Genomic DNA, 24,627 nt, shown 5'->3' with positions numbered 1-24,627 from the left:
CAGCATATGAGCCAAAATACGCTGAAAGTTAACGAGTTGCATGAAGATGCTGATTTTGATGAAAACAGTACGGAAACTGAAATTTTCGACGAAAAAGCATTAGTAGAAGATGAACCTACTGAAAGCGAGTTAGCAGAAGATGAGCTGTTGGCGCAAGGTGTTACCCAGCGAGTGCTGGATGCGACACAGCTCTATCTTGGTGAGATTGGTTATTCGCCGTTATTGACCGCAGAAGAAGAGGTTTATTTTGCCCGACGTGCATTGCGCGGAGATGTGCCTTCACGTCGGCGTATGATCGAAAGTAACTTGCGGTTGGTAGTGAAGATTGCCCGCCGTTACAGTAATCGCGGTTTAGCACTGCTGGATTTGATTGAAGAGGGCAACCTCGGTCTTATCCGCGCGGTGGAAAAGTTTGACCCAGAACGCGGTTTTCGTTTCTCCACTTATGCCACATGGTGGATACGCCAGACAATTGAACGGGCAATAATGAACCAAACCCGAACTATCCGTCTGCCTATCCATATCGTTAAAGAATTAAACGTTTATTTGCGTACAGCACGAGAACTTTCTCATAAATTAGATCATGAACCGAGCGCAGAAGAGATTGCAGAGCAACTCGACAAGCCAGTTGATGATGTGAGTCGTATGTTGCGCCTTAACGAACGTATCACTTCTGTTGATACACCTTTAGGCGGTGATTCAGAGAAAGCTTTGTTAGATATTCTGTCTGACGAAAATGAAAATGGCCCAGAAGACACCACGCAAGATGACGATATGAAACAAAGTATCGTTAAATGGCTGTTCGAATTGAATGCAAAACAGCGCGAAGTTCTGGCCCGTCGTTTTGGTCTGTTAGGATATGAAGCTGCAACATTGGAAGATGTTGGTCGTGAAATTGGTTTGACACGTGAACGTGTGCGCCAGATTCAGGTTGAAGGGTTACGTCGTTTGCGGGAAATTCTGCAAGCCCAGGGCCTGAGCATCGAAGCATTGTTCCGCGAATAGCGATACTATCGCAAACAGTCTGGAAAACACAAAAACGGTGAACTGATGTTCACCGTTTTTTTATGGCGACAATTAACCGTTAACTGGGTTACACCATATTTTTCAGGCGATAAATCCACTCAAGCGCCTGACGTGGTGATAGGGAGTCTGGATCTAATGACTCTAAGGCTTCCACCGCTGGGGATACCTCTTCATTTAGCAACGTGAGTTGCGAGCCATCAATTTTGCTTGCGGCTGCATTGTTGGACAAGGATTCTAGCTCTTTCAGTTTTTGCCGCGCGCGCTTAATCACATCCCGTGGTACACCGGCCAAGGCTGCAACAGCTAAACCATAACTTTTACTCGCCGCGCCATCTTGCACACTGTGCATAAAAGCGATGGTTTCGCCATGTTCCAATGCATCAAGATGAACATTGACTACCCCTTCCATTTTTTCCGGCAGGGTCGTTAGCTCAAAGTAATGAGTGGCAAATAGCGTCATGGCTTTGATACGGCTAGCCAGATTTTCAGCGCAGGCCCAAGCCAATGATAAGCCATCATAGGTTGATGTGCCGCGACCAATTTCATCCATTAATACCAAACTTTGTTCGGTGGCATTATGCAGAATATTGGCTGTTTCTGTCATTTCGACCATAAAGGTTGAGCGGCCGGATGCCAGGTCGTCAGCAGCACCGACGCGAGTAAATATGCGATCAACCGGCCCAATAGTGGCTTGATCTGCAGGAACGTAGCTGCCCATATGTGCCAGTAAAACTATCAATGCGGTTTGGCGCATATAGGTACTTTTACCGCCCATATTGGGGCCAGTAATGATCAGCATTCGGCGTTGAGGTGATAGTGTCAGCGGGTTAGAAATAAAAGGCTCACTAAGTACCTGCTCTACTACCGGATGACGGCCGCCCGTAATTTTGATCCCCGGTTTATCAGTCAGTACAGGGCAGTTGTAGTTGAGTGTTTCGGCTCTTTCGGCCAGATTCGCCAAAACATCAAGTTCTGTTAGTGCATTGGCGCTAGTTTGTAACTCAGGTAGATGCGGCAACAGCAGATCGAAAATTTCTTCGTATAAACCTTTTTCAATCGCCAAAGCCTTGCCTTTCGAGGTCAGAACTTTGTCTTCATACTCTTTCAGCTCTGGAATGATGTAGCGCTCGGCATTCTTCAACGTTTGCCTGCGAACATAATGGATCGGTACTAAATGGCTCTGACCACGGCTAACCTGAATGTAATAGCCATGAACACCATTAAAACCGACTTTTAGAGTATCCAGACCCAGCTTTTCGCGTTCACGGATTTCCAACCGGTCTAGATAATCGGTTGCACCATCAGCCAGCGCCCGCCATTCGTCTAACTCGGTATTGTAGCCAGGGGCGATGACACCACCATCTCGTACCAATACTGGCGGCGCTTCAACAATTGCGCGTTCCAGTAAATCTTGTAATTCATCAAACTGGCCGACTTGCGACAGTAAATTTTGGATATGGGGAACATTCACTGGCTGCAATAAACGATGAATCTCAGGTAGTTGCTGAAATGCATGTCGCATTCTTGCCAAATCTCTCGGGCGAGCGGTTCGTAGTGCCAGTCGTGCCAAAATACGTTCTAAATCCCCGACCTGACGCAGTGGCGTTTGCAGTTCAGCGGTAATATCTTGCAGACCACCAATGGCTTGCTGGCGATCAGTCACCACTTTGGTGTCACGGATTGGCATATGCAGCCAGCGTTTCAACATGCGACTGCCCATGGCTGTTACCGTGCAATCCAGGATCGCCGCCAGCGTATTTTCCGTTCCACCCGCTAAATTCTGCGTTAGTTCAAGATTGCGACGGGTTGCAGCATCCATTACAACGCCATCTTGCTGACGCTCCATGGTCAAGCCACGGATATGGGGCAAGGAGGTGCGCTGGGTATCTTTAACATATTGCAGCAGGCAGCCCGCAGCCCGAAGTGCCTGATGGGCTTGCTCGACACCAAAACCGATTAAATCGCGGGTGCCGAATTGCAGGTTTAACTGCTGTTTGGCTGTATCCAGCTCAAACTCCCATAATGGGCGGCGACGTAAGCCATGTCGATGTTCGATCAACGACATTTGCTGGAAGTTTTCTGGATAAAGTAACTCTGCGGGATTGGTACGTTGTAACTCAGCAGCCATAGTTTCAAGGTCAGCAGGTTCTGCAACGCTAAAGCGGCCTGAACTGATATCCAGTGTCGCATAACCAAATCCACGCGGATCCTGCCAGATAGCTGCCAGAAGGTTATCTTGGCGCTCTTGCAGTAGGGCCTCATCACTCACGGTACCGGGGGTCACGATTCGCACGACTTTACGTTCAACCGGCCCTTTGCTGGTAGCCGGATCACCGATTTGCTCACAGATAGCCGCTGACTCACCCAATTGAACCAGCTTTGCCAGATAGTTTTCTATCGAATGATAGGGAACACCTGCCATAGGAATAGGTTCACCGGCGGAAGCCCCCCGTTTTGTCAGTGAGATATCCAATAACTGAGACGCGCGTTTGGCATCACTGTAGAACAGCTCATAAAAATCTCCCATCCGATAAAATAGGAGTATTTCAGGATGTTGGGCCTTTAGCCGAAGATACTGCTGCATCATCGGCGTGTGGCTAGAGAAGTCCTTGTCAATGTCTTCATTCATATTGATTTTACTCATTTTTATATTCTTTCAGGTGCTCATGTGGCCCCGTTTAAATCTCTGTTAAACTCACATGAACCCGCAAATTTGTAGCTCACCTGTAGCTCAGAACGTGATAGATTGGTTTTACTCTTTTTCTGGGCTACAAACAGTGGTGGTACTTTGAAAACAACTCTCACTCAGTCTTTTATTATCAACAAGTTAAGCATCCATGTTAAGCCAGAACTTAGTAGCTCTGGAAAAGTTGTTTTCGAAGCTAACCCTGATCAAAAACCTTACATAGTCTTTGATGATCACAGGGACGCCCCTGTGGGATTCGGGGTAAAGGTAAGTTTGACGAAAAAAACCTATGTAATCCAGCGAAGAGTATCTTCTGGTGATCGTAGTGTGAGTGAAGGTAAGAAACCAAGTTCTGTGCTTAAAGTAAAAGTTGGGAATGTTTCTGATTTTCCGAGTATCGATCAAGCTCGTGAAGCAGCACGACAGTTGGTTCAGACGATGATCGCAACAAAGAGGAATCCTAATAGGATTAAGCGAGAAACAGAAGCTTCAGAACTCACTATCAGTGAAGTGTTCGCTCAATACCGTCAACACCTACTTGGAAGGTCTAAACCAGCAAAGCCGAATACACTTAATGTGCTGAACAAAGCAGAAAATCGTCTGAAAGAGTGGGAAGCTTTACGAGTGAAGGATCTCACTGGTAATGACATCCTTCGTAAGTTTGATGAAATTGCCTCAAGAGCCAGAACAGCAGCGGAGCAGACATTCAGGTGGGCCAACGTTGCGGTCAAACACGCAATCGAGATTGAAGCAGGGAATGCGCAGACACAGCAACGGCAACCTTCACTATCCTACAACCCTTTTAGCATTTTAAAGGTACAGAAAAAATTCAGGACTCGTTCTGAGCTTGAAGATAGCTACAAAGCGAAAGGTGTTCGAAACCCACTTTCTCCGAAAGACAGCTTAGGTAGATTTCTGACTGCACTACACAACAAGAGAAGCTTTAACCGTTTGGGTTGTGATTACCTACTGTTGACGGTTCTTCTTGGTGCTCGTAAAGAAGAAACAGCTTCTCTGTGCTGGCGAGAATACCTTACTAACGAAGAAGCCAAAACGACAAGCTATGTCGATCTCGAAAATCGAAAGATTCGATTCTACGACACAAAGAACCGAAATGACCACGAGCTTCCTATTTGTGATGCTGTGAAACGGGTGCTGGAAGACAGAAGGGACATTGTTCAGGAAGCAGAAACTCGTCAAGAAAGACTAAAATGGGTTTTCCCTGCCCGTTCCAAAAGAAGCAAAGCTGGACACTATTCAGATAGTAAAAGTTTGAGAGAGTATCTATGTACGGAAGCTGAGATCGTCAAACTTGGTATGCATGACCTAAGACGAACTTTCGGAAGAGTAGCAGAAGAACTTACTTCTTATGCTGTCGTTAAGAAGCTGCTTAACCACCGCAATACGACAGATCCAACAGAGCGTTATGCAGTTCCAGACGAAGATCGGGTTTACGAGGCTCTACAGCGCATTGAATTGCATATGTTGATGACTGCGCCTACGTTATACAATGCACTTTTAGCATCAGCAAAATATCCACCATTATCTGACAACAGGGAGTAATGGATGAGTGTTGTTGAAACATTGAGAGAACTGTCCGAAGTTTGGCAGTTATTTGGTGATATGCCTGATGACACTACGTTAGGTGTCGATTTAGCGGCACTCTACCTTGGTATCAGTGTCAAAACTCTTGCCCGTTATCGTCAGAACGGCAATGGACCAATCTACGTCCAGTATCAATCTGAAGACAGTAAAGCCAGAAACCAGCGGGTTAATTACCTATTGAAAGACCTTCGTTCCTGGAGAGATAGCCATAGAGTCAGTAGCACAATGCACGCTGCTCAAGTTCGGGGATTAGCATTTACCTGCATATCTGATTTAACCGAGCCTCAACCTTTCTGGCAGATCACCAGCAATACTGGCTCTACAAGCAAAATCATATCCCATGCACTAACTACTCCTGATGATATCTTCAGGCAGCTACTGGAAGAACCTAATAAAAAAGTAATCTGGACCTCCATAGAAGAAGCTCTCTTTATGGATTGGATTAATGTCGATGAAAGAAAGAAATGGAATGATTTATTTAATGAAGTTTTAAATTATTTAATTAAAAGCTCAAATGCTGCATTGGAAAAGCAAACTATTGAAACAGCCCTTAACTTTAAAGGAATGTAGAAAAAATGAAAACAGGCTCATACAAAAGTAAGTCAAAAGAATACTATATCGATAAGAGACTTAAGAAAAAGAGTAATCTAAAAGATAAGGATGAATATGAATATTTCCTTGTTAATAAAAATGATCCAACAGACGAAATTGGACCATTTGAAACACTGCAAAAAGCAGAAGATGAATTACTTAAACTAAACCCTCACTATCGCCCTGAGTAGTTAAAGAAACTCGGATATAACCTTTATGTTGGTCTTTTAAAATTTCTAATGGGAGATCTATATCACATAGCCTCCCATTGTTTTCACCTGGAGACAACAGACGGCGAATATTTCCCGGTTTTCTATAATGGTTATCGGGTTCATTTATAACATCACTTTCTTTTTGGTATTCATTATTAAAAGAAAGCATTACGCAGTTATCTTCTTCAACAAAATCAACAATCGTATTTTCTTTAATTAAGGACACTACAGGTATCTTTATTTTCCTCCTGAAAATATTATCATTTGCATCTCTGAATAAAAATTCTCGGTATTCACTAAATAACTCATCATCGTAATTATTCCTGGACTGGAAAAACTCTGTTTCATCGATATCATCATTTTCATTGAAAAACTGTATTTTTATTTTATTCATATAGCACCTCTATAAATATATGGTATTTACTAATATCTATAGTGAAATAAATCTAAAGTCAACGTATGAGTTGAACTTAATATTCTATGAAAATTTTATAATCAATAAAACCTAACTATATGGTTAGGTGTGTGCGGAAAAATACGACCAATGGAACACTGGCCGTGTTTTATGCATACGCCTACTTCTCTCTATACATTTCCATGTTAAAATTATTTCCAAAGGGATTTATCACATCGAGTTTTTTGTAATTGTGGTTATCAATGATGATTCTATACGATTGGCTTGCCCCTTTCGCTAACATGTCTTCTACAGCAGGAAACTTTTTGTTTGTGAGTTTTTCAAGAAGAGATAAATTATCAAGATCTATTTTTTCTCCATTATAAATGATTTTATCAGGATTGGATTTTAAATTATTGAGGGAGATAACTAACTCTTTATCATTGATCTGCCATTCGCCTGCACCGTTAACTCTATAGGATACGAACAAATTTTCATTATTGATTTTATCGGAGCTATAAGACATTTCGCCACTAACATTGTATTTTCCGTTTGAAAAATAAGATGTTTTTACCTTTGTGCTTACTATAATTCCCTGTTCATTATATGAATACGAACCATTTGTTGCCCACGTTCCTATTATATCTTCCTTCCGGTGCATATCTGGTGCATTAGGAAAATATCCAAAGTATATTCCGTAAAAAACACCTATAAGTGGCAATCCAATAACGAGTGTTTTCAATACTCTATTCATGGTGAACCTTCCATAGTCAATGCATTTGCAAACCAGAAGACCATTGTATCACGCTTTTATTTCCAGAGAGATAACTACTGATAACGGTATATTAATTTTTTTTTTTTGTTTTTGCTGAAAATAAATTTGTACTGCATACATTCTATCATGTAATGTTATAAACAATAATTTTGTCAATTATTTTCAGGGCTTATTTCGAGTTATTTGCGATATTTTTTACGTTTGTTATTACAGGTATTGTTTATACTACTTTCTCGTAATTAAAAGGAAAAGGCAGTAAACATAACAGAGCTTAGTTCTACTATTAAATGAAATTGTAAAAAATTTGCAAAAAAAGGCAAATGTTCCATATATTTATGATTTATTTAGGATTGGAAAAAATAGTCAAAATTAAAGATGGTTAAATTGCAACCATAGTTAGAGAATAAAAAGTAAAAAAAAGGGGGTTATTGTGGGTAATTTTTATGTAAAGAATTTCATGTTTGAGAACGGTGAGAGGTATTGTTTGTTATTTGATAAGGCGACTAACATACCGAGATATTACGAAAACATGTATATAACAGTAGAGGTGAGAAACCGAACTCACTCAGTAAAGACGATGGAAGCAGTAATCAGAACCTTACTGTTATTGAATGATTATTTAAATCTGAAGAATATAAACATAATAGAAAGGATAATGGAATTAGAATTCCTGACTATTCAAGAGATAGATGAATTGGTCTACTATTTAGGTTTAAACCATACTACAAAAAAAGTTGTAAAAATTACACATGGAAGAAGGCAACCAATAAGTGTAAAAACTAAGTATAACAGGATAAATTGGATTAGCAGGTATTTCACATGGCTTTCTAACTATCTTTTATATGATAAGAAAGTGGAAGTAAAAAAACAAAATGTATTCATAAGAACGCTGGATAGCAAAAAACCGAAACTTTGTTATGATGATGACTATTATACCTCAGAGTCAAAATCTCTTGATGATCACCAAAAGAGGCAACTTTTTTCTGCAATAAAATCATCCTCTCCTCAAAATCCGTTTTCAAAGACAGTTCGCACAAGGAATGAATTAATAGTAATCATGCTGTACATGTTGGGTGTGCGAGCAGGAGAGCTTTTGAACATTCGTTTGCGAGATATAGATCTTGAAAACAGGACGATCAAAATTATTCGTCGTCATGATGATCTTACGGATAACAGGATCAAGCAGCCGCTTGTTAAAACTTTGAACAGAAACATTTACATGTCAGAGTGGCTTGAAAGTAAGATCTACTTTTACATACAAGGTGAACGACAAAAGAACATAAAGAAGCACAAACATGATTTTCTGTTCATAACACAGGGTAGCTCTCTGAATAGAGGATTACCGTTGACAATGGCAGCGTATGAGAAGTTATTCGAGCGAATAAAAGAGATTGATAGCTTACCAAAGAATTTTTCAGGACATAAGTTGAGGCATACCTGGAACTATGAATTTTCTAAAGAGGTAAGGAATGCGACGATAGAAAATGGGAACATAAATGAAGAGTTAATTCGATCTTATGTTATGGGATGGGTTCCGAATACAAACATATCGAAGGTGTACAATCAAAGATTCACTAAAGAGATCTGTAGCCAAATCCAGAAAGCAATGCAAAAAAAGATGTGTAAAATAATTGAGGTGATGGGCGATGATTAATCAGACAATACTTAAAGAAGAATTCAATATAAGATATAGTATGGCTGGATATGAATTTGATCTCAGAGAAAAAATTTGGAATCTGAAAAGGGGAGTAATAATTAACTTATCATTTCTGGATGATTTTTTAGAAAAAATTTATCATGAAGGTTTCATTCATACTCTTTCTTATTTTGCACAGGTATACAAACCAGAGTCAGTAAGTTCATTTGTTGTTAAAATAAAAGCTATTATTTTTGGTTATAATGTTAGGACTTTCAGTGAACATGAACTTATTACTGCATATAGCGACTTGCAGAGCAAAGATTACGAAAAATTCATAATGTTTAAGAGCTTTATAATTAAATGGAAAGAACTTGGTTATTATGGAATAGATGACAATGCTTATGAATATTTAAAAGTAATAACTATCCCTACAAGTGTTCATGGAGATGTCGTTAAAAGAAGAGACCCAAAATTAGGTCCATTTAATGATCTGGAAATTAAAATGATTGTAGATGGACTTGAAACGGGTATAAATCGAGGCACAGTAAGTGAGTATTGTTATATTTTCACAAGGATTTTACTACTAAGTGGTAGAAGACCTATTCAAATCATGTCATTAAAACACCGAGATGTTATAAAGAATGAAGGGGGATACTTTTTAAGAATACCGAGAGCTAAGCAAAAGAATAATGTGTTCAGGGGGACGTTCAGAGAAATAGAAATTACAGAGGATATCTGGCAACATTTAATGAAAGTAATGGTTCACAATATAGATAAAGTTAAAGAAATTATTGCTGAAGATTTAAATGAGAAGTTTTTCGACGATTTGCCTATATTTCTTTCAATCCCTCAATTATGTAAAGTTTCAGATGGGATAGATTTCTCTAAGTACCTACAATGTGATTTTTTACATATCAGAACAGATCAGGCTCGATTTTGGTTAAAAGATTTTGCTAAGAAATTTAAAATGTATTCTCCAAGGACAGGGGAATTATTGAAAATTCATCCAGTAAGGTTTCGCTATACATTCGGGACGTTATTAGCCAGAAGTGGAGGAAACTTAAGCACAATTGCTTTCGCAATGGATCATTCGTCTGATACCAGTGCAGGTTATTATATTAAAAACTTACCTGATAACGTCAATGTTATAGACAAAGCAGTAGAACGTTATCTAACAGATATATCAGATGTATTTCTTGGTAAAAGAGGATACCAGGGGGATTTATTACAAAAAGTGTTCACAATGGACATAAAAAAAGAAAATAAAAACAATAGAAACTGTGATGGTTGTCAACATTTTAAAGCATGGAATAAGGGGGTAAAATGACTGTCTTAATATTTAAACCAGTTAATGATGAGAAGGAGAAAAATTTAGAACAATTCATATCATTTTGTAAGCAGCAATTTAACCATCAAAAAAGAATGCATACATGGGATGACAATATTTGGTATAAGTTGGGCACATTCACCAAACTAAAAACCAAACATTGGGAAGATGGTAATTCAATGAATTTGGAGTTTGTTGACTTTGCGAAGTCTTACATTATTTATCAAAGAGGTCTAACAAAGAAGAAGAAATTTCAACGAGAGATGGTTGTTTTAAAATGCATCGAAGAATCACTAATCAAATTAAAGGGCAGTGCATGTATAACTAACTGTGATACTATGGTTTTTGATTTGGCTTTAAATATAATAAAAAAAAGTTTTTCAGAATACTCTGTATACAAACTATCAAAAGTATTAGAAAGGTTTTCTATATTCTTGGTTGAAAAGAAATTAGTCAGAAGATTTTTTATAGGATGGGTGTCTCCTTTAAAATTAAAACAGGTCGAATGTTATAAACCGCTTTCAGAAGTAATTGGAGAAAATGGAAAATTATCAAATTTATCTGCCATTGAAGCATTAGCGAGTATTTTTGCAAAAGAAGATTCGAAACTAAGTGAAAAGGATCAGTATGTAAGTTCTGTATTCGCTCTTTTGATGTGTGCTCCGAGTAGAATTTCAGAGATCCTTGCTTTACCGGCCGATTGTGAAATCGTTGAACAAGATAAAGATGGTGCAGAGCATTATGGGCTTCGCTTTTATTCAGCAAAAGGATATGGAGCAGATATTAAATGGATACCTTCGATAATGGTTCCCGTAGCTCAAAAAGCAGTGGCAAGACTCAGGAGACTATCAGCGAACGCAAGAGCCATCGCGTTATGGCATGAAAACAAATCATCAGTTTTTAGACTGCCTACTTGTCCAGATGTAGATGAAGAACAACCTCTAACAAGTGCTCAGGTATATAAAGCTTTAGGTTATGATGTTAATTTAAAATGGAAACATGGTTATAAAGCAAAAATAGAATCTTTGTTATTAAATGATAAAAAAACATTCTTGGGTAAAAAGTACTCCTATACACTGAAAACTCTATTCCAAACAATCCATAATTCGCCGCCGCCAGATTTCCCATATTACGATAGGGAAAAAGGGATTAAATATTCCAATGCTCTATGTATTGTTAATGGTTATCAACTTAATGAAGATGCACAAACTAATCTGTGGCAAATTCACAAATATTCAGCTAATAGCCTCATATTGGAAATTGGACACAAAAAGATAGGAGGACCAAATATATTTGAAAGACATGGTTTTTTTGATAGAGATGGCAAACCATTGATTGTATATAGCCATCAGGCAAGGCATTTACTTAATACGTTCGCATATCTTGGCGGGATGAATGATTTTGATATCGCAAGATGGTCTGGGCGTAATAGGATTACAAGCAATAGAAATTACAACCATGTTTCCGAAGAACACATGAAGGGGTATGCCATTGACATAAGCGAACAGAAGCAAAGTACCATTGAGCCTTTCTTAGGAACTGATAGTGGCATCTCTGACCCGAACCTTGACCCTGATGTGCATGGAGCTGTGCTTGCTACAGAACAGGGCTATTGCCTACATCACTACTCTATCAAACCCTGCTCCAGGTTCTCTGGCTTAGATGACACAACAGGTAGCGGCAGCACCGAGCTGACCGATCTTGTAGACAAGCTGGTATATAGAACTGAACAGGATAAGAACGATGGTGTGTATGGTGCAGAACAATGGTTAGAACTACATCTTAAATATAAAGAAAAACTCAATAAAAAATAGGAGAGAGTATGGCAAAACATTTAAGTAGAAGAGATATCGATTATATACTTTATTCAATCACCGAGTGGAACATGAAAAGCGACAAGCTAACTTGGGACAACTTATGCAAAAAAGTATCAAGAAAGATCGGGAAAACCCCAACAAGGCAATCCTTATATACACACAAAGAAATCGTAGATTTATACATGGCTAAAAAGAAGGCTATCAGGCAGAAAGTTGATCTCGCTGACAAACCATCCAGCATTAAAAAAGCCTACGAAAAGATCGATAAATTAGAAATCAAAGTTGCAGAACTGTCTAACCTGAACAATATACTGCAAGAGAATATAGCTAAGCTACAGTACAGTTGCTATCTAAAAGGGATAAAAGAACATGAGATAGAAGAAAACTTTCCCATCATTAAAAGATAATATTGATAGGTTTTAACTATTGACATGATTGAATATTATGCTAATTGTATAGACAGAAATACGGACGTTAACAATTGCAAGGATGCAAATTATGGAAAAACTAAATAGCATGGAACGTTTTCTAATACTCTTTGAACGCTTCATTAAAAAGCTCGAAGAGTCTGGGATGTCAGAATCTGATATAATAGATAAATCTTATCTGTTTTGTGTTGGATTTTATATAAAGTATAAAAATGTGAAGTGGTCAACAAAAATTGGCCACGGCTTTAGAGCTTTCCCAAAACAATCTTTCTGATTCATTGGGTGTTAATCCACCGTTATATTGGTGGGGTCTGAGCCGGCTGTAATAGCCAATGATATAACTCGTTATCGCTATGTTTGCGTCGCTAAAATTAGCGTAACCACTTTTCGGTACCCATTCTGATTTCAGGCTTCGGAAAAAGCGTTCCATTGGACTATTATCCCAACAATTTCCCCGCCGGCTCATGCTTTGCTTTATACGATATCGCCACAGTAACTGTCTGAATTTCCTGCTGGTATAGTGACTGCCCTGATCTGAATGGAACATAATACCCGCGGGTTTACCTCTTGATTCCCAGGCCATCGTTAATGCCTTTCCCGTCAGCGCACTGTCAGGTGAAAACGACATCGCCCAGCCGACTGGTTTGCGGGAGAATAAATCCAAAACCACCGCCAGATAAGCCCACCGTTTACCCGTCCAGAGATACGTCACATCACCGCACCATACCTGATTAGGCTCGGTCACCGCGAACTGACGCTCCAGATGATTCGGGATATCTACATGCTCTTTGGTGGCCTTTTTGTAGCGATGCGCGGGTTGTTGGCAACTGACGATATTCAGTTCTTTCATTAGCTTAGCTGCCCGCCAACGACCTAAAGGCATTCCCTTTGCGCTGACCATATCGGCAATACTTCGCGCCCCTGCGGAACCTTGACTGGCGTGGTGAACTTCACGGATCAACCCCAGTAAAAGGACACGCTCCGCATCAGGTAAACGTGGCCGATTGAACCAGTATCGATAGCTGCTGCGATGGATCCCGAACACCTTGCAAACAGTGGAAACAGAAAACCGCGTCCTGAGTTTCTCAACTAGCGAGAATTGTTCAGGGAGTCCGACATCAAGAGCGCGGTAGCCTTTTTTAAAATATCGTTTTCCATTTCAATACGTTGAAGTCGTTTCTTTAGCTCGCGGATCTCTATCTGTTCAGGCGTTATCGGTGAGGCTTTTGGGGATTTACCGATGCGTTCTTCTTTAAGCTGACGGACCCATTTATCCATGGTGGACTTACCGACATTCATTGCCGTGGCAGCAGCGGAAACGGTGTAATGCTGATCGAGGACCAACTGTGCGGCTTCAAGTTTGAACTCTGGGCTGAAATTACGTCTATTACTTCTGGTCATTATGTCACCTGTTTTGACTATGAGGCGATGATATCACCTCTATTCAGGTGGCCAAATTTAGTGTGCCACTTCAATGACATTGATAATATAGAGTTAGCTAACAGAGATGTCGTTTTATCCTTTATGCTTACATCATATTATTGCTTTATTACTAATGTTGAAAAAAGAGTAATAGATGCAGATAAAATAAGAAGAATGTGTGGATTACTTATTCACTTCATTATGAAAAACAAATCCGATTCTGAAAATGTATTTATAACAGAAAAAAGAAAATATGATCGTTCTATTTTGGCAAGATCATTAAAAGAAAGAAATCTCAACTATGCAGCGAACTATAATAAAAACACTTAAAACAGAATCTGTCCACTTATAGATTCTGTTTTAAGTATAAGATACTTAATTTCATGCTGGATTCAAGTTCTGATCAAAGATCTCCATCCATTGATTAAGTTGTGCTTTGAGATCATTAATGCCCTTACGAGAGTTAAAAGAATCATTACGAGGATAGAACCGGATATGCCATTCTGGTTTACGAACGTCTTTTACGCGGATAAAGAGACCTGTATCAGCGATGTTTTGACTTAATGTTTTACCGTTCTCTCTGATACTGCTTAATCCAGCACCTGCAACTTCACCACCATAGGTAATGTTGTAGCTCCACTCTTTAATTTCCTCAAAAGAATATGTATTTGCTCCTTCGCTATTTTTAAGGAAAACCTCTTGTTTATTTGTGTCTAACCGGATTTCACAATCATTGAATTTATGACGATAGATCCCATCATTATTATCATTAAGATAATTCAAAGTGGCAGAGTTATTTTTTTTAACGACATATTTGCCATAAGCTGTTGCACATAACATAGCACTGATAAAAAACAGGGGTACCCAATAAACTGACATAACCTTAGCCCCCCCAAAATAAGCAACAAAAACAGGGAGTGCAATCGCCAGCAATACACGCTTCATCATGAAGTATTTCATACGTTTGTTCCTGTACGATGTAAAAAAAATGAAAATAGGCTAGTAAAATCAATCTATTAGCCGATAGTCCCTTCAACGTACATTGTGTACGAAGCTGCAAAGTTATCAAATCATTTGTACCGATCGATATTTTATAATTTGATAGTTGATGCCTATCATTGTTACTTTATAGATCGGTATAAACGATCAATTATTTTCCGTAAAATCAGTGGTATAGCTATTTATAGCTCTATCATGATTAATTTTTCAGTCCAAAACCGCTTTTTTGAGTGTATTTTTCAACAGATAAAAGAGATGGTGGTTCTAAAGAAAGGAACGTGGCAGAAAAAATCCTGAAGGGCTTTTTGTAACCTTTTAACAATGAATTGTTTAGCTTTTTGAAGGTGTTGACTATCAAATCTATAAAAGGAATGGTTTCTAACCACCTCATTGTTATGTTGATATAACTCTTGCTATTGGGCTTAACTTTTCCTGTATAAACATTATTATTTTCAGACACTGCTTTTTCTGGTAAGGGTAATAAAATATCTGTTGGGTTGAACAGGGGTAAGCAAGATTTAATTACTGTTTGATGTTCTTCTGAAGATAAATCATTTTTTCCTGTTTCTTTGGCTTCATTAAAATTTTCTCTAATGTCATTCAAAACACAAGACTCATTTTTATCAGGAAGAGAACTCATAACAATAAATGGTTCTAAGTTCTTCCATGAATACTTTTTACCTAATTGGGATGCTTTGAATGAAATTTTGGCGTATTCAAAGGAAAAACCGTTCATTTTTCCGGTTGAAGCCCTGTTGGGGATTGCTTTTATCTTCTGATCTGCAAGCTGCTGTACAAACCTTTCTTCGGAAATCTTGCTGGTTATGAGTGTATCTATAGCTTCTTGTATGATTGTCTTTGCACATTTCTCGCCAGTTCTCTCTTCTAACATTGCTTCATTACGTGATTTTTTACGTTTGGCAGGTGAGGAAGAAGGTTTCATAGCATCAGTTCCTTTAGTTCTTGTTAGCTGGTAGTCCTTTTCAAGTTCCTGGATGATACGTGTGCTGATAAGGTTCTCATTTTTACCTAAGTAGAGCTTCCCGGATGTTGCATCGATGCGACTTGCTACTATGTGAATATGTTGGCCATCTTTATCATCATGAAGCACGTATGCACGTAGATGCGTTTCAGAGAAGCCCATACGCTTCATGTAGTCATCAGCTATCTGTTTCCATTTCTGCATTGGTAAACTCTCACCAACAGGAAGACGTAAAGAGTTATGCCATACAGGTTTACTTACATCGGATCGTAGGAGCTTCGTCGCATTGAACTCTGCACTTAGTGCTTCTGAGAAGCTTTCTATGACATTGCCACCGACCACATACGGATCTGACTTGTGGTGCGAAGCAGGTTTTAATAAATAAGAAATTAGCCCGTTAAAGGTTTTCCCTCTTTTGATTTTTTGCATTCCTTTCATTAAAGCTAACTCATAGATCTCTTGGAGGATGTAAGACAGAAGCGAAGCTCAGAAATTTGGCGCTTCACTGCGAAGATCTCTGTCTTTGTAAGCTCACCACCAGTGCTTTTACTTTCGAGATGAATAAGTAGCTTGTTCAGCTTCTGTGATATTTCGCTGAGGGATTTCCAAGCTTCTATGTTGATCGAAGGAACTACTATGGGAAGCTTATCAAGAGAAGCTAATCTGAGCCATTCCCCCTTGCTTTTCTCTCCACGTTTAGCATTGAGAAGCTGTAGTTCTTCATGGTTCAGTCGAACACTGATGCAATGCGTTCTTAGTAAATTTTGATATGATTCATTTTTATTAATTTTATTAAAAGTATTTTCCATACGAACTCCATTCGTGTTTTTATCCGAAGCATATTCCTTATGCTTAGAATATTTATATTTCACAAAAGAAAAATGTCAATGTATACAGGTAATTTAGGTTGAATAAAAACGAAGCTATTGCTGAAATAATACAACATCTTCAGAGTGTTTTTGCATTATGGTTTTTAGTTTTTGATGTTCTTTTTCAACCGAAGGGCGAAAAAGCAAGGTCAACTTGAGAAGCGTAGCTTCGATAAGTTAGCCCTTGCTAAATAATAATATAAGAAGTTTAGATAATTGACAAAGTTGTTTCATAATGTATAAAGAATTAAACATAGCAATTATATAAAAGAGGTATATATGAAGGGTAATAAAAGATATCAAAATTTAATGGCCATAATCTTTGTAGTCTGTTTTTTCTTTAATCTACCATTCAGTCAGCCATTATATAAAGATGGAAGTGTCGTGGAGGTATTCGTAGTATTAGCTAGTTTCTTTTACATGATGGCTTTCCCATTCTTTTACTTTTTTGAAAATAAATGCAGAGATAAGGTATAATCTCCGCATTATTAGCATTCATCCGTATTTATGGTAATTTTTTTAATATAATTGCGGAAATTATTTTTGCTAATGAAAGAGAAGCTATTACAACTATAATTAAATACCCTATAACACTTTGAAAAAAATATGGGAATAGATCATTCTGTGTATTTGCCAAAGTATCAATACACAAAGTCAATGCTCCCAATGCAGAAGCAATGGAGAAAATAAACTCTGCAATCTTTTTCAATTTTTCGTAGAAAATAGAAAAACCAAAAGCTATTAAAATTGGAGGAACTAGCAACCAATATTTAGAAAGGATTTCATTGTTGAGTTCTTTTACAATGACTACCACTATAACAGCTATAATTCCAATACCCACTATCCCTATTGCAGCTTTGATACAGTTTGGATGTAATGAGTTATTCATTCAAAATCCTTCCTTTCTAAACAATATTTAAATTTATGTAATTTTTCCCCATCTGCTGCTACCAAATAACAATTGGAAATATTCGCTTTGTTCGGAATTATTAGCATGATGAAAAAGGGTCTTGTATGTCCTGATTTTATAAATAAGTCTTGGATACTGCGGATATCCGTCCCAGAAGGGTTTGCTACGGCTTCGTTATGTGTATGCCAATCACCCAAATAGTGAAATCCCTCTTTAAATAATGAAGTAATATCTGCTTTGGCTTTCTTCTCGTCTAACTTGAAATAATTTCTTCTCCGCAAGTCAGAAGGGCCAGGGATAGTAATTTTATTAATTTCAACCTCTGAGTCATTAAGATTATTTGAAAATAACATACCTCCAGATTCTTTACTGAAACAGTGGGTTTGACGGTGAGAAAATAATTCATCTACTATGCTTTGGCTGATGCATATTTTAAAATCTAATTCGGTACAATCAAATTTATGCATCGCATTTTTCCCAATTAGAATTTTTAAAAATAAGAGGTATAATACAATCACCTTTTTCTGGGTTTCCGAATTGTGCTATCCATTTATTATTCCATTTTCCACCCAACTCTAAAAGTTCTGCTTCTCTTCCTAAATAACTATAAGCAAAAGATTCATTTGAAAAACGAGCCATAATAAGATCTATTACTGTTCTTGCAGTTAGAGCATGTAAATTAGTCAATGGGATAGCTCCGTATGGCTGGAACTCTCCGGCACATGCAGCTATTCTTTTGCGAGTATTTTCTTTCCAGTCAGTAGCAGGATATTTTAATGCACCAATATATTTACCTTCTGTAATATGCCAGCTATTAAAAGCATTAGAATCCACTTGGTTGACTATTACATGCCCAGCCATTGCATGAGCTTCAACAAATGCAAAGACAATAGCACCAAGAATGTCTTCCGACTGTCTTTTAATTAACTGCTGTTCAGTATTCCAATGTGCAGTGCAGCTTACTATAATATCGGCTTCTGCAATTTTTTTGTTATTCTTGGAATCTTCTGTCCAATCTTCATTAAAAGCTTCTATATAGGCATTTGGAAACTCTTCCCGTAGCCTTGAGGCAAGAGCTAATGCTTTATTTTTATAAACAGAATCAAATCCTAATAGATGACGAGAAGAGTTTTCACTCTTCATTAAATCATCATCCCAAAGCATCATTTTTCTAATGCCTGATTGAAGTAACAGTCTTGATACCGAAGATCCTACTGAACCACATCCGACGATAGCTACTTTATGTTCAGAGATTTTCTTGTAAGTTTTGTTATGCTCACGGCCCGTTAACCAAGAATCGTCAGAACGGTCAACTATGAGATTTTCTGTTTTAGTTTGGCCTATTCTATTTTTTAAAATCTTTCCATCGATGTAATTTCTATATCCATCTAATAAAGCTGTATTTCTAAATCGGCCCCGACTAAGACCTCTGGTATCGAAGCGGTCTGAGGCAAGATCACTAACTCCCTTGGGAATCTGTATTCCTATAATATTCATCCCAGAAGGAGTTGGGAATGAAATTAGAATTATTGGCTTGACATTGAACATATTAGCACAAGATCTTAAGATCAATTCAATAGTGCTTTCTGAATCTTCCTGTTGCTGATTTATGAGTTCAAAAAAATCCCTTGCAGTTTTGGGATACTGACTCGGATACCAGGCTTCATCGAAGAATATCAATGGAATTGAAACTATTTTAGATAGATGCTGTTGCCTTATTCGCTTATCTTTTGAATTACTTCCATCCGATTCTAATGGCAATATTTTTTGATTTTCCAACCAGTTAATTAATTCTTTTTGTGTGTCAGAATATATTACTCCAAATTTCCGAGTCCGATAACCGAAAACCAACCTTGTGTTTTTATTTGTTAGATCACACAGGCTTATAAGTCGATCTATTTTATTACATTGATAAATCCAATAGTTCTGGAACTCATCAATAAAATCTTCATTTAAATCTCCATTTATCCCTTTTCTTAGCATTAGTATAGCATCATTTAGTAAATCGACTGCATAGGTCATATCATTATGATCGATGATATAACTGTCAGGCCAAACACATAACTTACCATTTTTTTCCAAGTGCGGGAGTTGGCAAACATCAATTTTGGGTGAGGAAATAAACACATCTGGAATGTCAAATTGACTAAGAGTTTTGTATCTTAGTTGCAATACAATAGGTTCATTACTAAGTTCTAAATCAGTTATTAATTCCCAAGCACAAACATATTTATCGTTGAATTTTGATAATTCATTCGTAGAAAGCTTCCTTGCACCATAAGGTGCAAGGATTGTGCTCAACTGATCTATCTTTTTATTAAGACAATCAGGCATAACCACCACCACCTTGTCTATTTACAGCGGCACTTGATGATTCAGCCATACCTAATGCAGATGCAGCGATTTTCTTAATACCATTATCCGAAATTTCAATCTCTAATGGAATATTCTCTCCATTCTTTTTATGGTCTGACACACATAAAAACTGACCTTGCACATCATCTATTATTTTTTCATATTCTTCTTTGGCTCGATATGATGGGGGATCATTAGCATCATCTGCAATAGGATCTGAACTTGCAATTATAAATGCATTTTGTTTTGCTCGGTTGAATACTTCCATCGCCAGTTCGGAGGTTTTTGCTTCATCTCCTTTACCGCTTGAACTATCATGCGATAAAGATCGCCAAGAGCAATGATGTGGAGTTTGTAGTATATCGTAATCAAGCCACGACATATTGTAATTTTTAAACAGGCGGTTACGGACACCTTCCCAACAAACAACTTCCGCATCACCACCACTTAAAAAGAATGCTGTTTTATTATCGCCTTTTAACTCAAAATTGATAATTACACTTGAATGATTCTTACCTAACTTATCTTCATCCTCATCCAAATCTTTTTTTGGTGATGGTGCAAGCAAATGAGCTTCAAAATTGTATGAATATGCACCATTAATTAGTCGAGTTGTATTATCAAGTTGCAGTACAATATTAGGGATATCATCAGTTTTACCATTTTCATCTTTACCTAAGATTAAAACTTGATTACCGACACCATCTAAATATCGTTTTTCTTTGTAAAGATTAACTCTTCGTTTTACTTCTGAATTAAGATCTCTTGCATCTTGGACTAAATTATGATTTTGTGCATGGTGTCGCCTAAATACTATCGGACTGGACCAGATTTCATTAATAAAGATTTTATCTGACCTTTCACTCCAGTCTTCGGGTTTGCCTAAATGGAAGTGCTCAGAAATTCCAGAACAATGATCTTTATCGGGATGAGACCAAATAAATAGATGGATAAATAATCTACCTTTCTCATCACGATCCAGCTTTTCTCTTAACTGAGAAAGAACATCGGGGTGTTCCTTCCCTTTTCTTATGTGGCAATCGATTAAAATATTTTGCCCATCTTCCGTTTGGATGAGTGTCATATCCCCATTGCCAACAGGAAAGAAAGATATCTTTGCAGACATATTATATCCTTGTTAATTATTTCTGATCAGAATTATCACCCGATCTTGCTGTGCGAGATTTTTCAATCCCAAAAATAGCCATACCAACATCTTCAATTTTGCCAACGAACTTATCGACATTCAACCCTGCAAAGAAGGCAAATGCCATATATCCGTAGTCACCACCACTGCCATTTTGTGATGCATCTAACACTATTAAACCCGCTTTAAGGAACAGGTAAGCCACAACACCACATATACCACTAACAATAGGCCTCAACACATACCAAACATGCCAACGGTCATCCCAGCAGTTTCTGACACACTTGTTTATATACACACCACGGAGGCAGTAAAGGGTCCCACCAAGCACTCCTATCAGGCCACAACGGATCATCAGCTTCTTGCTCATGATCCATTCAGGGAACACATCCCCTTTAACTAACCCAGCATACACAAGGGCAACGAGCAGAAGCAGGGTGAAGAGATAACCAATTATTCGTTTCATACATGTCCTCTGGGGGATTGAGTTATGATAATTTTACCCCCCTTTAATTGAGTTATCTACATATAATGTGTTGGATATATTTATCAATGACTATGTGATATATAGCATTTTTAATTAGAAGGAGTGGCAATTAAATTGTTTATTGGTTCTTTTGCGGGTTGAAAAATCATCGGAGCAAGTGCTAGATATTGCACTTGTTCCGATTGTATATGACCATCATTTAAATATTGGGAGATTGCAGTTTAATATTAGTAGGATTCGTATAAATGACTGACACAAGTCCCACAAACTTTTCTTCCTATTTTAGCGATTTTCTCCCTTGCTTCTTGCTCAGTAGCGCATGTGAAACGGTTTTTTTTACTATCTGATTTGTCCATTTTTTTGCATACAGATTTTACCTTTGAATTACATTTATATTCAGGATCGTTCGGAAGCATATCTCCTTCAAAGAGGTGAAGTTCTCCTGAATCTTTATGTTCTTTTAGTGTGTAAGCTTTCATATATATCTCTCTTATTTGATAACAATACCCTTTCAGGTTAAAAATAGCATAAATATTTTACGGTTTTGCAATTGGATGATCAATATGTTTATTCTATATAGAGTTGACTTTATGCGTATTTTTGTTATTAAAAATGTAAGATTATTAAATAATAACTGAGGGGTGATATAATGGTTTCGTTAATAAATAAAGCTGTAAATAAATATAATCATTGGTGGAACAAAAAAGAACTATCGGAGCAAGTCGTTTTGATTGCCCTTGTTCCGATTGTATATGGAGTTTGGTTAATAATTACAACTTGGTGAATTAATAACTTAATTCTGAAAAAACGTTCGTTTTACGGTGCGAGTTATCGACGTTCTTAACGGAATTAAATATGAGTGCTAATAATATAGCAACAATTGCAATGCAGGCGAAGATAACGTATTTCTTCGCTTTTAATTGATCTGAAAAGTGAGCTTTACGATATTTTGCTATAATAAAAAAGAATGCAACTATTAAAATAATCGCCCAGATTAAGTAGTTTTGAATAAAGAAATTAAAATATTCTGCATATAGTCCTAACTTATTGATGAAATCCATAACTATCCACCTCTAATTAATATGTTATATTTATATCAGTCATAAAGCCACTTTCCTGCTTTCGCTGATTCGGAAAACATTCTGATTGTTAAAGGTTTACGGGTTCGTTCAACATCTTCCCGTTTTAATTTAAACCATCGTATAAGCAGTGGAGTATTCTCCCAAGGGAAATAATACGACCATTTAACTTGTGATAAATCTACATTAAATTGTTTTTCAAATTTATCCAAAGCTTCATGCAGATCATCGCCGGGAGCTTCAAATAAATCAGAATTAAGTTCTAACGGGATTTCTTTCCTGTTTCTGTCTAAATACCCAGAGATCTCTTCTCGAAATAGTTCCAGAGCTTTGTCTTGAACGGTTTTCATTTAAAAGATCTCCATTATGATTGCATTCACTTTTCAACTAAAAAGCCCCGCAGGGCCTTGTTTATGCTGTTGCTCTTTCGTTCCAGGCATCAGTATACTGAATATTGCCATCAACAATTCGCCAGGTGATTTTTTCATACTGTAAGCTGACACTTTCCACATGGTTCATTTTATCGTTGCCAGCTAATTTCACATTTGGCACACCACAATTAACACCCGTAATTTTCACATTTTCCATTAGGACAGTGTAATAGCAAACTTCTTGTCCGGCATCACTGATATGATAAAAACGGATTTCAGCACTTTTTAAAGTCTGACCAGTAGCTGCTGCTTTATAAAGATATGGGGTGGAACTATCCACTTCTTTTTCAATCATCATAGAAGAATGCTGACGAGTGCCGGTGATTTTACCATTCGCATTATCCACTGGAAGATTTATACCGTGGCTTAACCCAATAATTTCTATGCTACCGTCACGATCTTGAACATCAACAGAACCTTTAATATCTGCACCACCATCATCTTTAAGCCACATATACGGAGGAATTGGCATATTATTTGTTCCTTATTTTGTTAATTAACTTCATTGTAACTAAATAGATTAAAGTTGTTATAGAAAAAACTGTTATTATGGACACGTAAAAATAAAGATCATAGTAATTGTCAGCACCTATTTCCCCTGAGCCATAAATAAGATGACCAAGCCATGAATAGAACTTGTCGCTTATCCAATTTTCAGGAGCACCTAAGGTGCGAGCTACGACCAGAGACAGAATAATATAAAATATAACTTTCGCAATTCTACGGGCAAGTGTTTGAGCCATTGGCTACTACCTCAACCCAACCACGAGCCATAAGTGATCGCATACAAGGGACTTGTATTGGAGCCGTTCTTAGAAGTGCATTTCTGATGAGAGCATAGTCGGAGTTATGTGCGATTGTTATACACCCCTCAGACACTCTCCCCGGATGAAGCCTAAACAATCCACGGTGAACACCATTAATCCAAGTCCCGTCATCAATACCCCAATCATCCTTGTATAGAGCAAACCACTCATCCCGCCCAAATTCAGCGCCATAGTAAAATTTGTTGTATAGATCTTGTGCCTTAGCTTTAACCCAAGAGCCTAGCCCACCCGCTCCTCGCTCTACTATCCAGTACTTTCCCGGCGGCAGTGGGCCGTCGCTCGGAATAGCTCCACATGCTCCTTTATTCCGGTATACCCCTTTACCAGAGAAAGCCATGAAAACACCCACACCATACAGATTGAAAGGTGCATAATCTGCCCCATTCAATATCAATTTTCCGTGTAAGGCCATGCTCCTTTTCCTTATGCTATTGTAAATCCTTGCAAATAGTGTATCTATTGAGTGGAGGTGAGTAAACAACCAATCTGTGGTTTTTTTGCTCTGAGGAAAGGTTAGTTATCTGCTTCTATCAAAACACACCTACAATTCCCCAAATTGTATCCCATCAGTAAACTAGAGCCTACTCAATAAACACTTTGTTCCTCAATTTCAACAGCT

At 37.9% G+C, this 24,627-nt stretch carries 25 protein-coding genes; 8 read left to right on the top strand and 17 right to left on the bottom strand.

Going from position 1 to position 24,627, the window contains the following annotated elements; genetic code table 11:
• Positions 1-6: 6 nt before the first annotated feature.
• Positions 7-1,005, top strand: a complete 999-nt coding sequence (gene rpoS / locus ACF3VQ_RS16860; protein WP_005167303.1) for an RNA polymerase sigma factor RpoS — start codon at positions 7-9, stop codon at positions 1,003-1,005.
• An 88-nt stretch (positions 1,006-1,093) separates the two neighbouring features.
• Here rpoS and mutS read toward each other — a convergent pair whose 3' ends face one another.
• On the bottom strand, positions 1,094-3,655 hold the full coding sequence (gene mutS, locus ACF3VQ_RS16855) for a DNA mismatch repair protein MutS (RefSeq protein ID WP_392435657.1): 2,562 nt from the start codon (positions 3,653-3,655) through the stop codon (positions 1,094-1,096).
• A 159-nt stretch (positions 3,656-3,814) separates the two neighbouring features.
• Here mutS and ACF3VQ_RS16850 point away from each other — a divergent pair, with 159 nt between their 5' ends.
• The 3 genes from ACF3VQ_RS16850 to ACF3VQ_RS16840 are packed head-to-tail and all read left to right on the top strand — an operon-like array spanning position 3,815 to position 6,099.
• Positions 3,815-5,275, top strand: a complete 1,461-nt coding sequence (locus ACF3VQ_RS16850; RefSeq protein WP_331411396.1) for a tyrosine-type recombinase/integrase — start codon at positions 3,815-3,817, stop codon at positions 5,273-5,275.
• Between the two features lie 3 nt (positions 5,276-5,278).
• Complete coding sequence (locus tag ACF3VQ_RS16845) at positions 5,279-5,887, top strand: hypothetical protein (protein WP_392432230.1); 609 nt, start codon at positions 5,279-5,281, stop codon at positions 5,885-5,887.
• Between the two features lie 5 nt (positions 5,888-5,892).
• Positions 5,893-6,099, top strand: coding sequence for a hypothetical protein (locus ACF3VQ_RS16840; RefSeq protein WP_049153490.1), 207 nt, complete (start codon positions 5,893-5,895; stop codon positions 6,097-6,099).
• Here the strand turns inward: ACF3VQ_RS16840 and ACF3VQ_RS16835 are convergent.
• Positions 6,068-6,514, bottom strand: coding sequence for a hypothetical protein (locus tag ACF3VQ_RS16835; RefSeq protein ID WP_124988839.1), 447 nt, complete (start codon positions 6,512-6,514; stop codon positions 6,068-6,070). The genes ACF3VQ_RS16840 and ACF3VQ_RS16835 overlap by 32 nt on opposite strands.
• Before the next feature lie 181 nt (positions 6,515-6,695).
• A complete protein-coding gene (locus ACF3VQ_RS16830) occupies positions 6,696-7,268 on the bottom strand; it encodes a hypothetical protein (RefSeq protein ID WP_392432229.1) in 573 nt (190 codons plus the stop codon).
• Between the two features lie 676 nt (positions 7,269-7,944).
• On the opposite strand from ACF3VQ_RS16830, the gene ACF3VQ_RS16825 reads away from it, so the two are divergent.
• The 4 genes from ACF3VQ_RS16825 to ACF3VQ_RS16810 are packed head-to-tail and all read left to right on the top strand — an operon-like array spanning position 7,945 to position 12,479.
• Entirely contained in the window at positions 7,945-8,943 is a 999-nt protein-coding gene (locus tag ACF3VQ_RS16825) for a tyrosine-type recombinase/integrase (RefSeq protein ID WP_392432228.1), read from the top strand.
• Positions 8,936-10,255: a tyrosine-type recombinase/integrase gene (locus tag ACF3VQ_RS16820; RefSeq protein WP_392432227.1), complete on the top strand. Its 1,320-nt coding sequence runs from the start codon at positions 8,936-8,938 to the stop codon at positions 10,253-10,255. Before ACF3VQ_RS16825 ends, ACF3VQ_RS16820 begins: the two co-directional genes overlap by 8 nt.
• Positions 10,252-12,069, top strand: a complete 1,818-nt coding sequence (locus tag ACF3VQ_RS16815) for a DNA-binding protein (RefSeq protein ID WP_392432226.1) — start codon at positions 10,252-10,254, stop codon at positions 12,067-12,069. The genes ACF3VQ_RS16820 and ACF3VQ_RS16815 overlap by 4 nt, the downstream gene beginning before the upstream one ends.
• An 8-nt stretch (positions 12,070-12,077) precedes the next feature.
• A complete protein-coding gene (locus ACF3VQ_RS16810) occupies positions 12,078-12,479 on the top strand; it encodes a hypothetical protein (protein ID WP_049153499.1) in 402 nt (133 codons plus the stop codon).
• Between the two features lie 244 nt (positions 12,480-12,723).
• On the opposite strand, the gene ACF3VQ_RS16805 is transcribed toward ACF3VQ_RS16810, so the two are convergent.
• From ACF3VQ_RS16805 to ACF3VQ_RS16740, 14 genes are all read right to left on the bottom strand, one after another.
• Positions 12,724-13,901 (bottom strand): IS3 family transposase gene (locus tag ACF3VQ_RS16805; RefSeq protein WP_392432225.1). Its coding sequence is split into 2 segments (ribosomal slippage): positions 12,724-13,643 and positions 13,643-13,901, totalling 1,179 coding nucleotides; the frame shifts between segments, so codons are not numbered across the junction.
• A gap of 402 nt (positions 13,902-14,303) precedes the next feature.
• A complete protein-coding gene (locus ACF3VQ_RS16800; RefSeq protein ID WP_049153502.1) occupies positions 14,304-14,882 on the bottom strand; it encodes a DUF4755 domain-containing protein in 579 nt (192 codons plus the stop codon).
• Positions 14,883-15,120: 238 nt separating this feature from the next.
• Positions 15,121-16,341: a relaxase/mobilization nuclease domain-containing protein gene (locus tag ACF3VQ_RS16795; protein WP_392432224.1), complete on the bottom strand. Its 1,221-nt coding sequence runs from the start codon at positions 16,339-16,341 to the stop codon at positions 15,121-15,123.
• 5 nt (positions 16,342-16,346) lie between these two features.
• Positions 16,347-16,712 carry a hypothetical protein gene (locus ACF3VQ_RS16790; protein ID WP_124988833.1) on the bottom strand — a complete coding sequence of 122 codons (366 nt, stop codon included), beginning with the start codon at positions 16,710-16,712 and terminating at the stop codon, positions 16,347-16,349.
• A 565-nt stretch (positions 16,713-17,277) separates the two neighbouring features.
• The gene (locus tag ACF3VQ_RS16785) at positions 17,278-17,661 is read right to left on the bottom strand and encodes a hypothetical protein (protein WP_392432223.1); all 384 of its coding nucleotides are present in this window, start codon (positions 17,659-17,661) and stop codon (positions 17,278-17,280) included.
• A complete protein-coding gene (locus tag ACF3VQ_RS16780) occupies positions 17,658-18,149 on the bottom strand; it encodes a Mov34/MPN/PAD-1 family protein (protein ID WP_392432222.1) in 492 nt (163 codons plus the stop codon). Before ACF3VQ_RS16780 ends, ACF3VQ_RS16785 begins: the two co-directional genes overlap by 4 nt.
• Entirely contained in the window at positions 18,142-20,016 is a 1,875-nt protein-coding gene (locus ACF3VQ_RS16775; protein WP_392432221.1) for a ThiF family adenylyltransferase, read from the bottom strand. The genes ACF3VQ_RS16780 and ACF3VQ_RS16775 overlap by 8 nt, the downstream gene beginning before the upstream one ends.
• Positions 20,009-21,163: a hypothetical protein gene (locus ACF3VQ_RS16770; RefSeq protein ID WP_392432220.1), complete on the bottom strand. Its 1,155-nt coding sequence runs from the start codon at positions 21,161-21,163 to the stop codon at positions 20,009-20,011. The genes ACF3VQ_RS16775 and ACF3VQ_RS16770 overlap by 8 nt, the downstream gene beginning before the upstream one ends.
• A 16-nt stretch (positions 21,164-21,179) precedes the next feature.
• Positions 21,180-21,650 carry a hypothetical protein gene (locus ACF3VQ_RS16765; RefSeq protein WP_392432219.1) on the bottom strand — a complete coding sequence of 157 codons (471 nt, stop codon included), beginning with the start codon at positions 21,648-21,650 and terminating at the stop codon, positions 21,180-21,182.
• A gap of 248 nt (positions 21,651-21,898) precedes the next feature.
• Positions 21,899-22,150, bottom strand: coding sequence for a hypothetical protein (locus tag ACF3VQ_RS16760; RefSeq protein WP_392432218.1), 252 nt, complete (start codon positions 22,148-22,150; stop codon positions 21,899-21,901).
• A 617-nt stretch (positions 22,151-22,767) separates the two neighbouring features.
• The gene (locus tag ACF3VQ_RS16755) at positions 22,768-23,100 is read right to left on the bottom strand and encodes a DUF1493 family protein (RefSeq protein WP_392432217.1); all 333 of its coding nucleotides are present in this window, start codon (positions 23,098-23,100) and stop codon (positions 22,768-22,770) included.
• 61 nt (positions 23,101-23,161) lie between these two features.
• Entirely contained in the window at positions 23,162-23,653 is a 492-nt protein-coding gene (locus tag ACF3VQ_RS16750) for a type VI secretion system tube protein TssD (protein WP_023187464.1), read from the bottom strand.
• A 1-nt stretch (position 23,654) separates the two neighbouring features.
• Positions 23,655-23,924 (bottom strand): hypothetical protein, encoded by a 270-nt coding sequence (locus tag ACF3VQ_RS16745; protein ID WP_392432216.1) that lies wholly within the window; start codon positions 23,922-23,924, stop codon positions 23,655-23,657.
• A complete protein-coding gene (locus ACF3VQ_RS16740) occupies positions 23,902-24,420 on the bottom strand; it encodes a DUF2778 domain-containing protein (protein ID WP_392432215.1) in 519 nt (172 codons plus the stop codon). The genes ACF3VQ_RS16745 and ACF3VQ_RS16740 overlap by 23 nt, the downstream gene beginning before the upstream one ends.
• Positions 24,421-24,627 lie beyond the last annotated feature (207 nt).

It is taken from the genome of Yersinia fenwicki (assembly GCF_043099325.1).
Taxonomy (GTDB): domain Bacteria; phylum Pseudomonadota; class Gammaproteobacteria; order Enterobacterales; family Enterobacteriaceae; genus Yersinia.
Note: the sequence above shows the minus strand (reverse complement) of the source record. Positions and strands in the feature narration are given on the sequence as shown.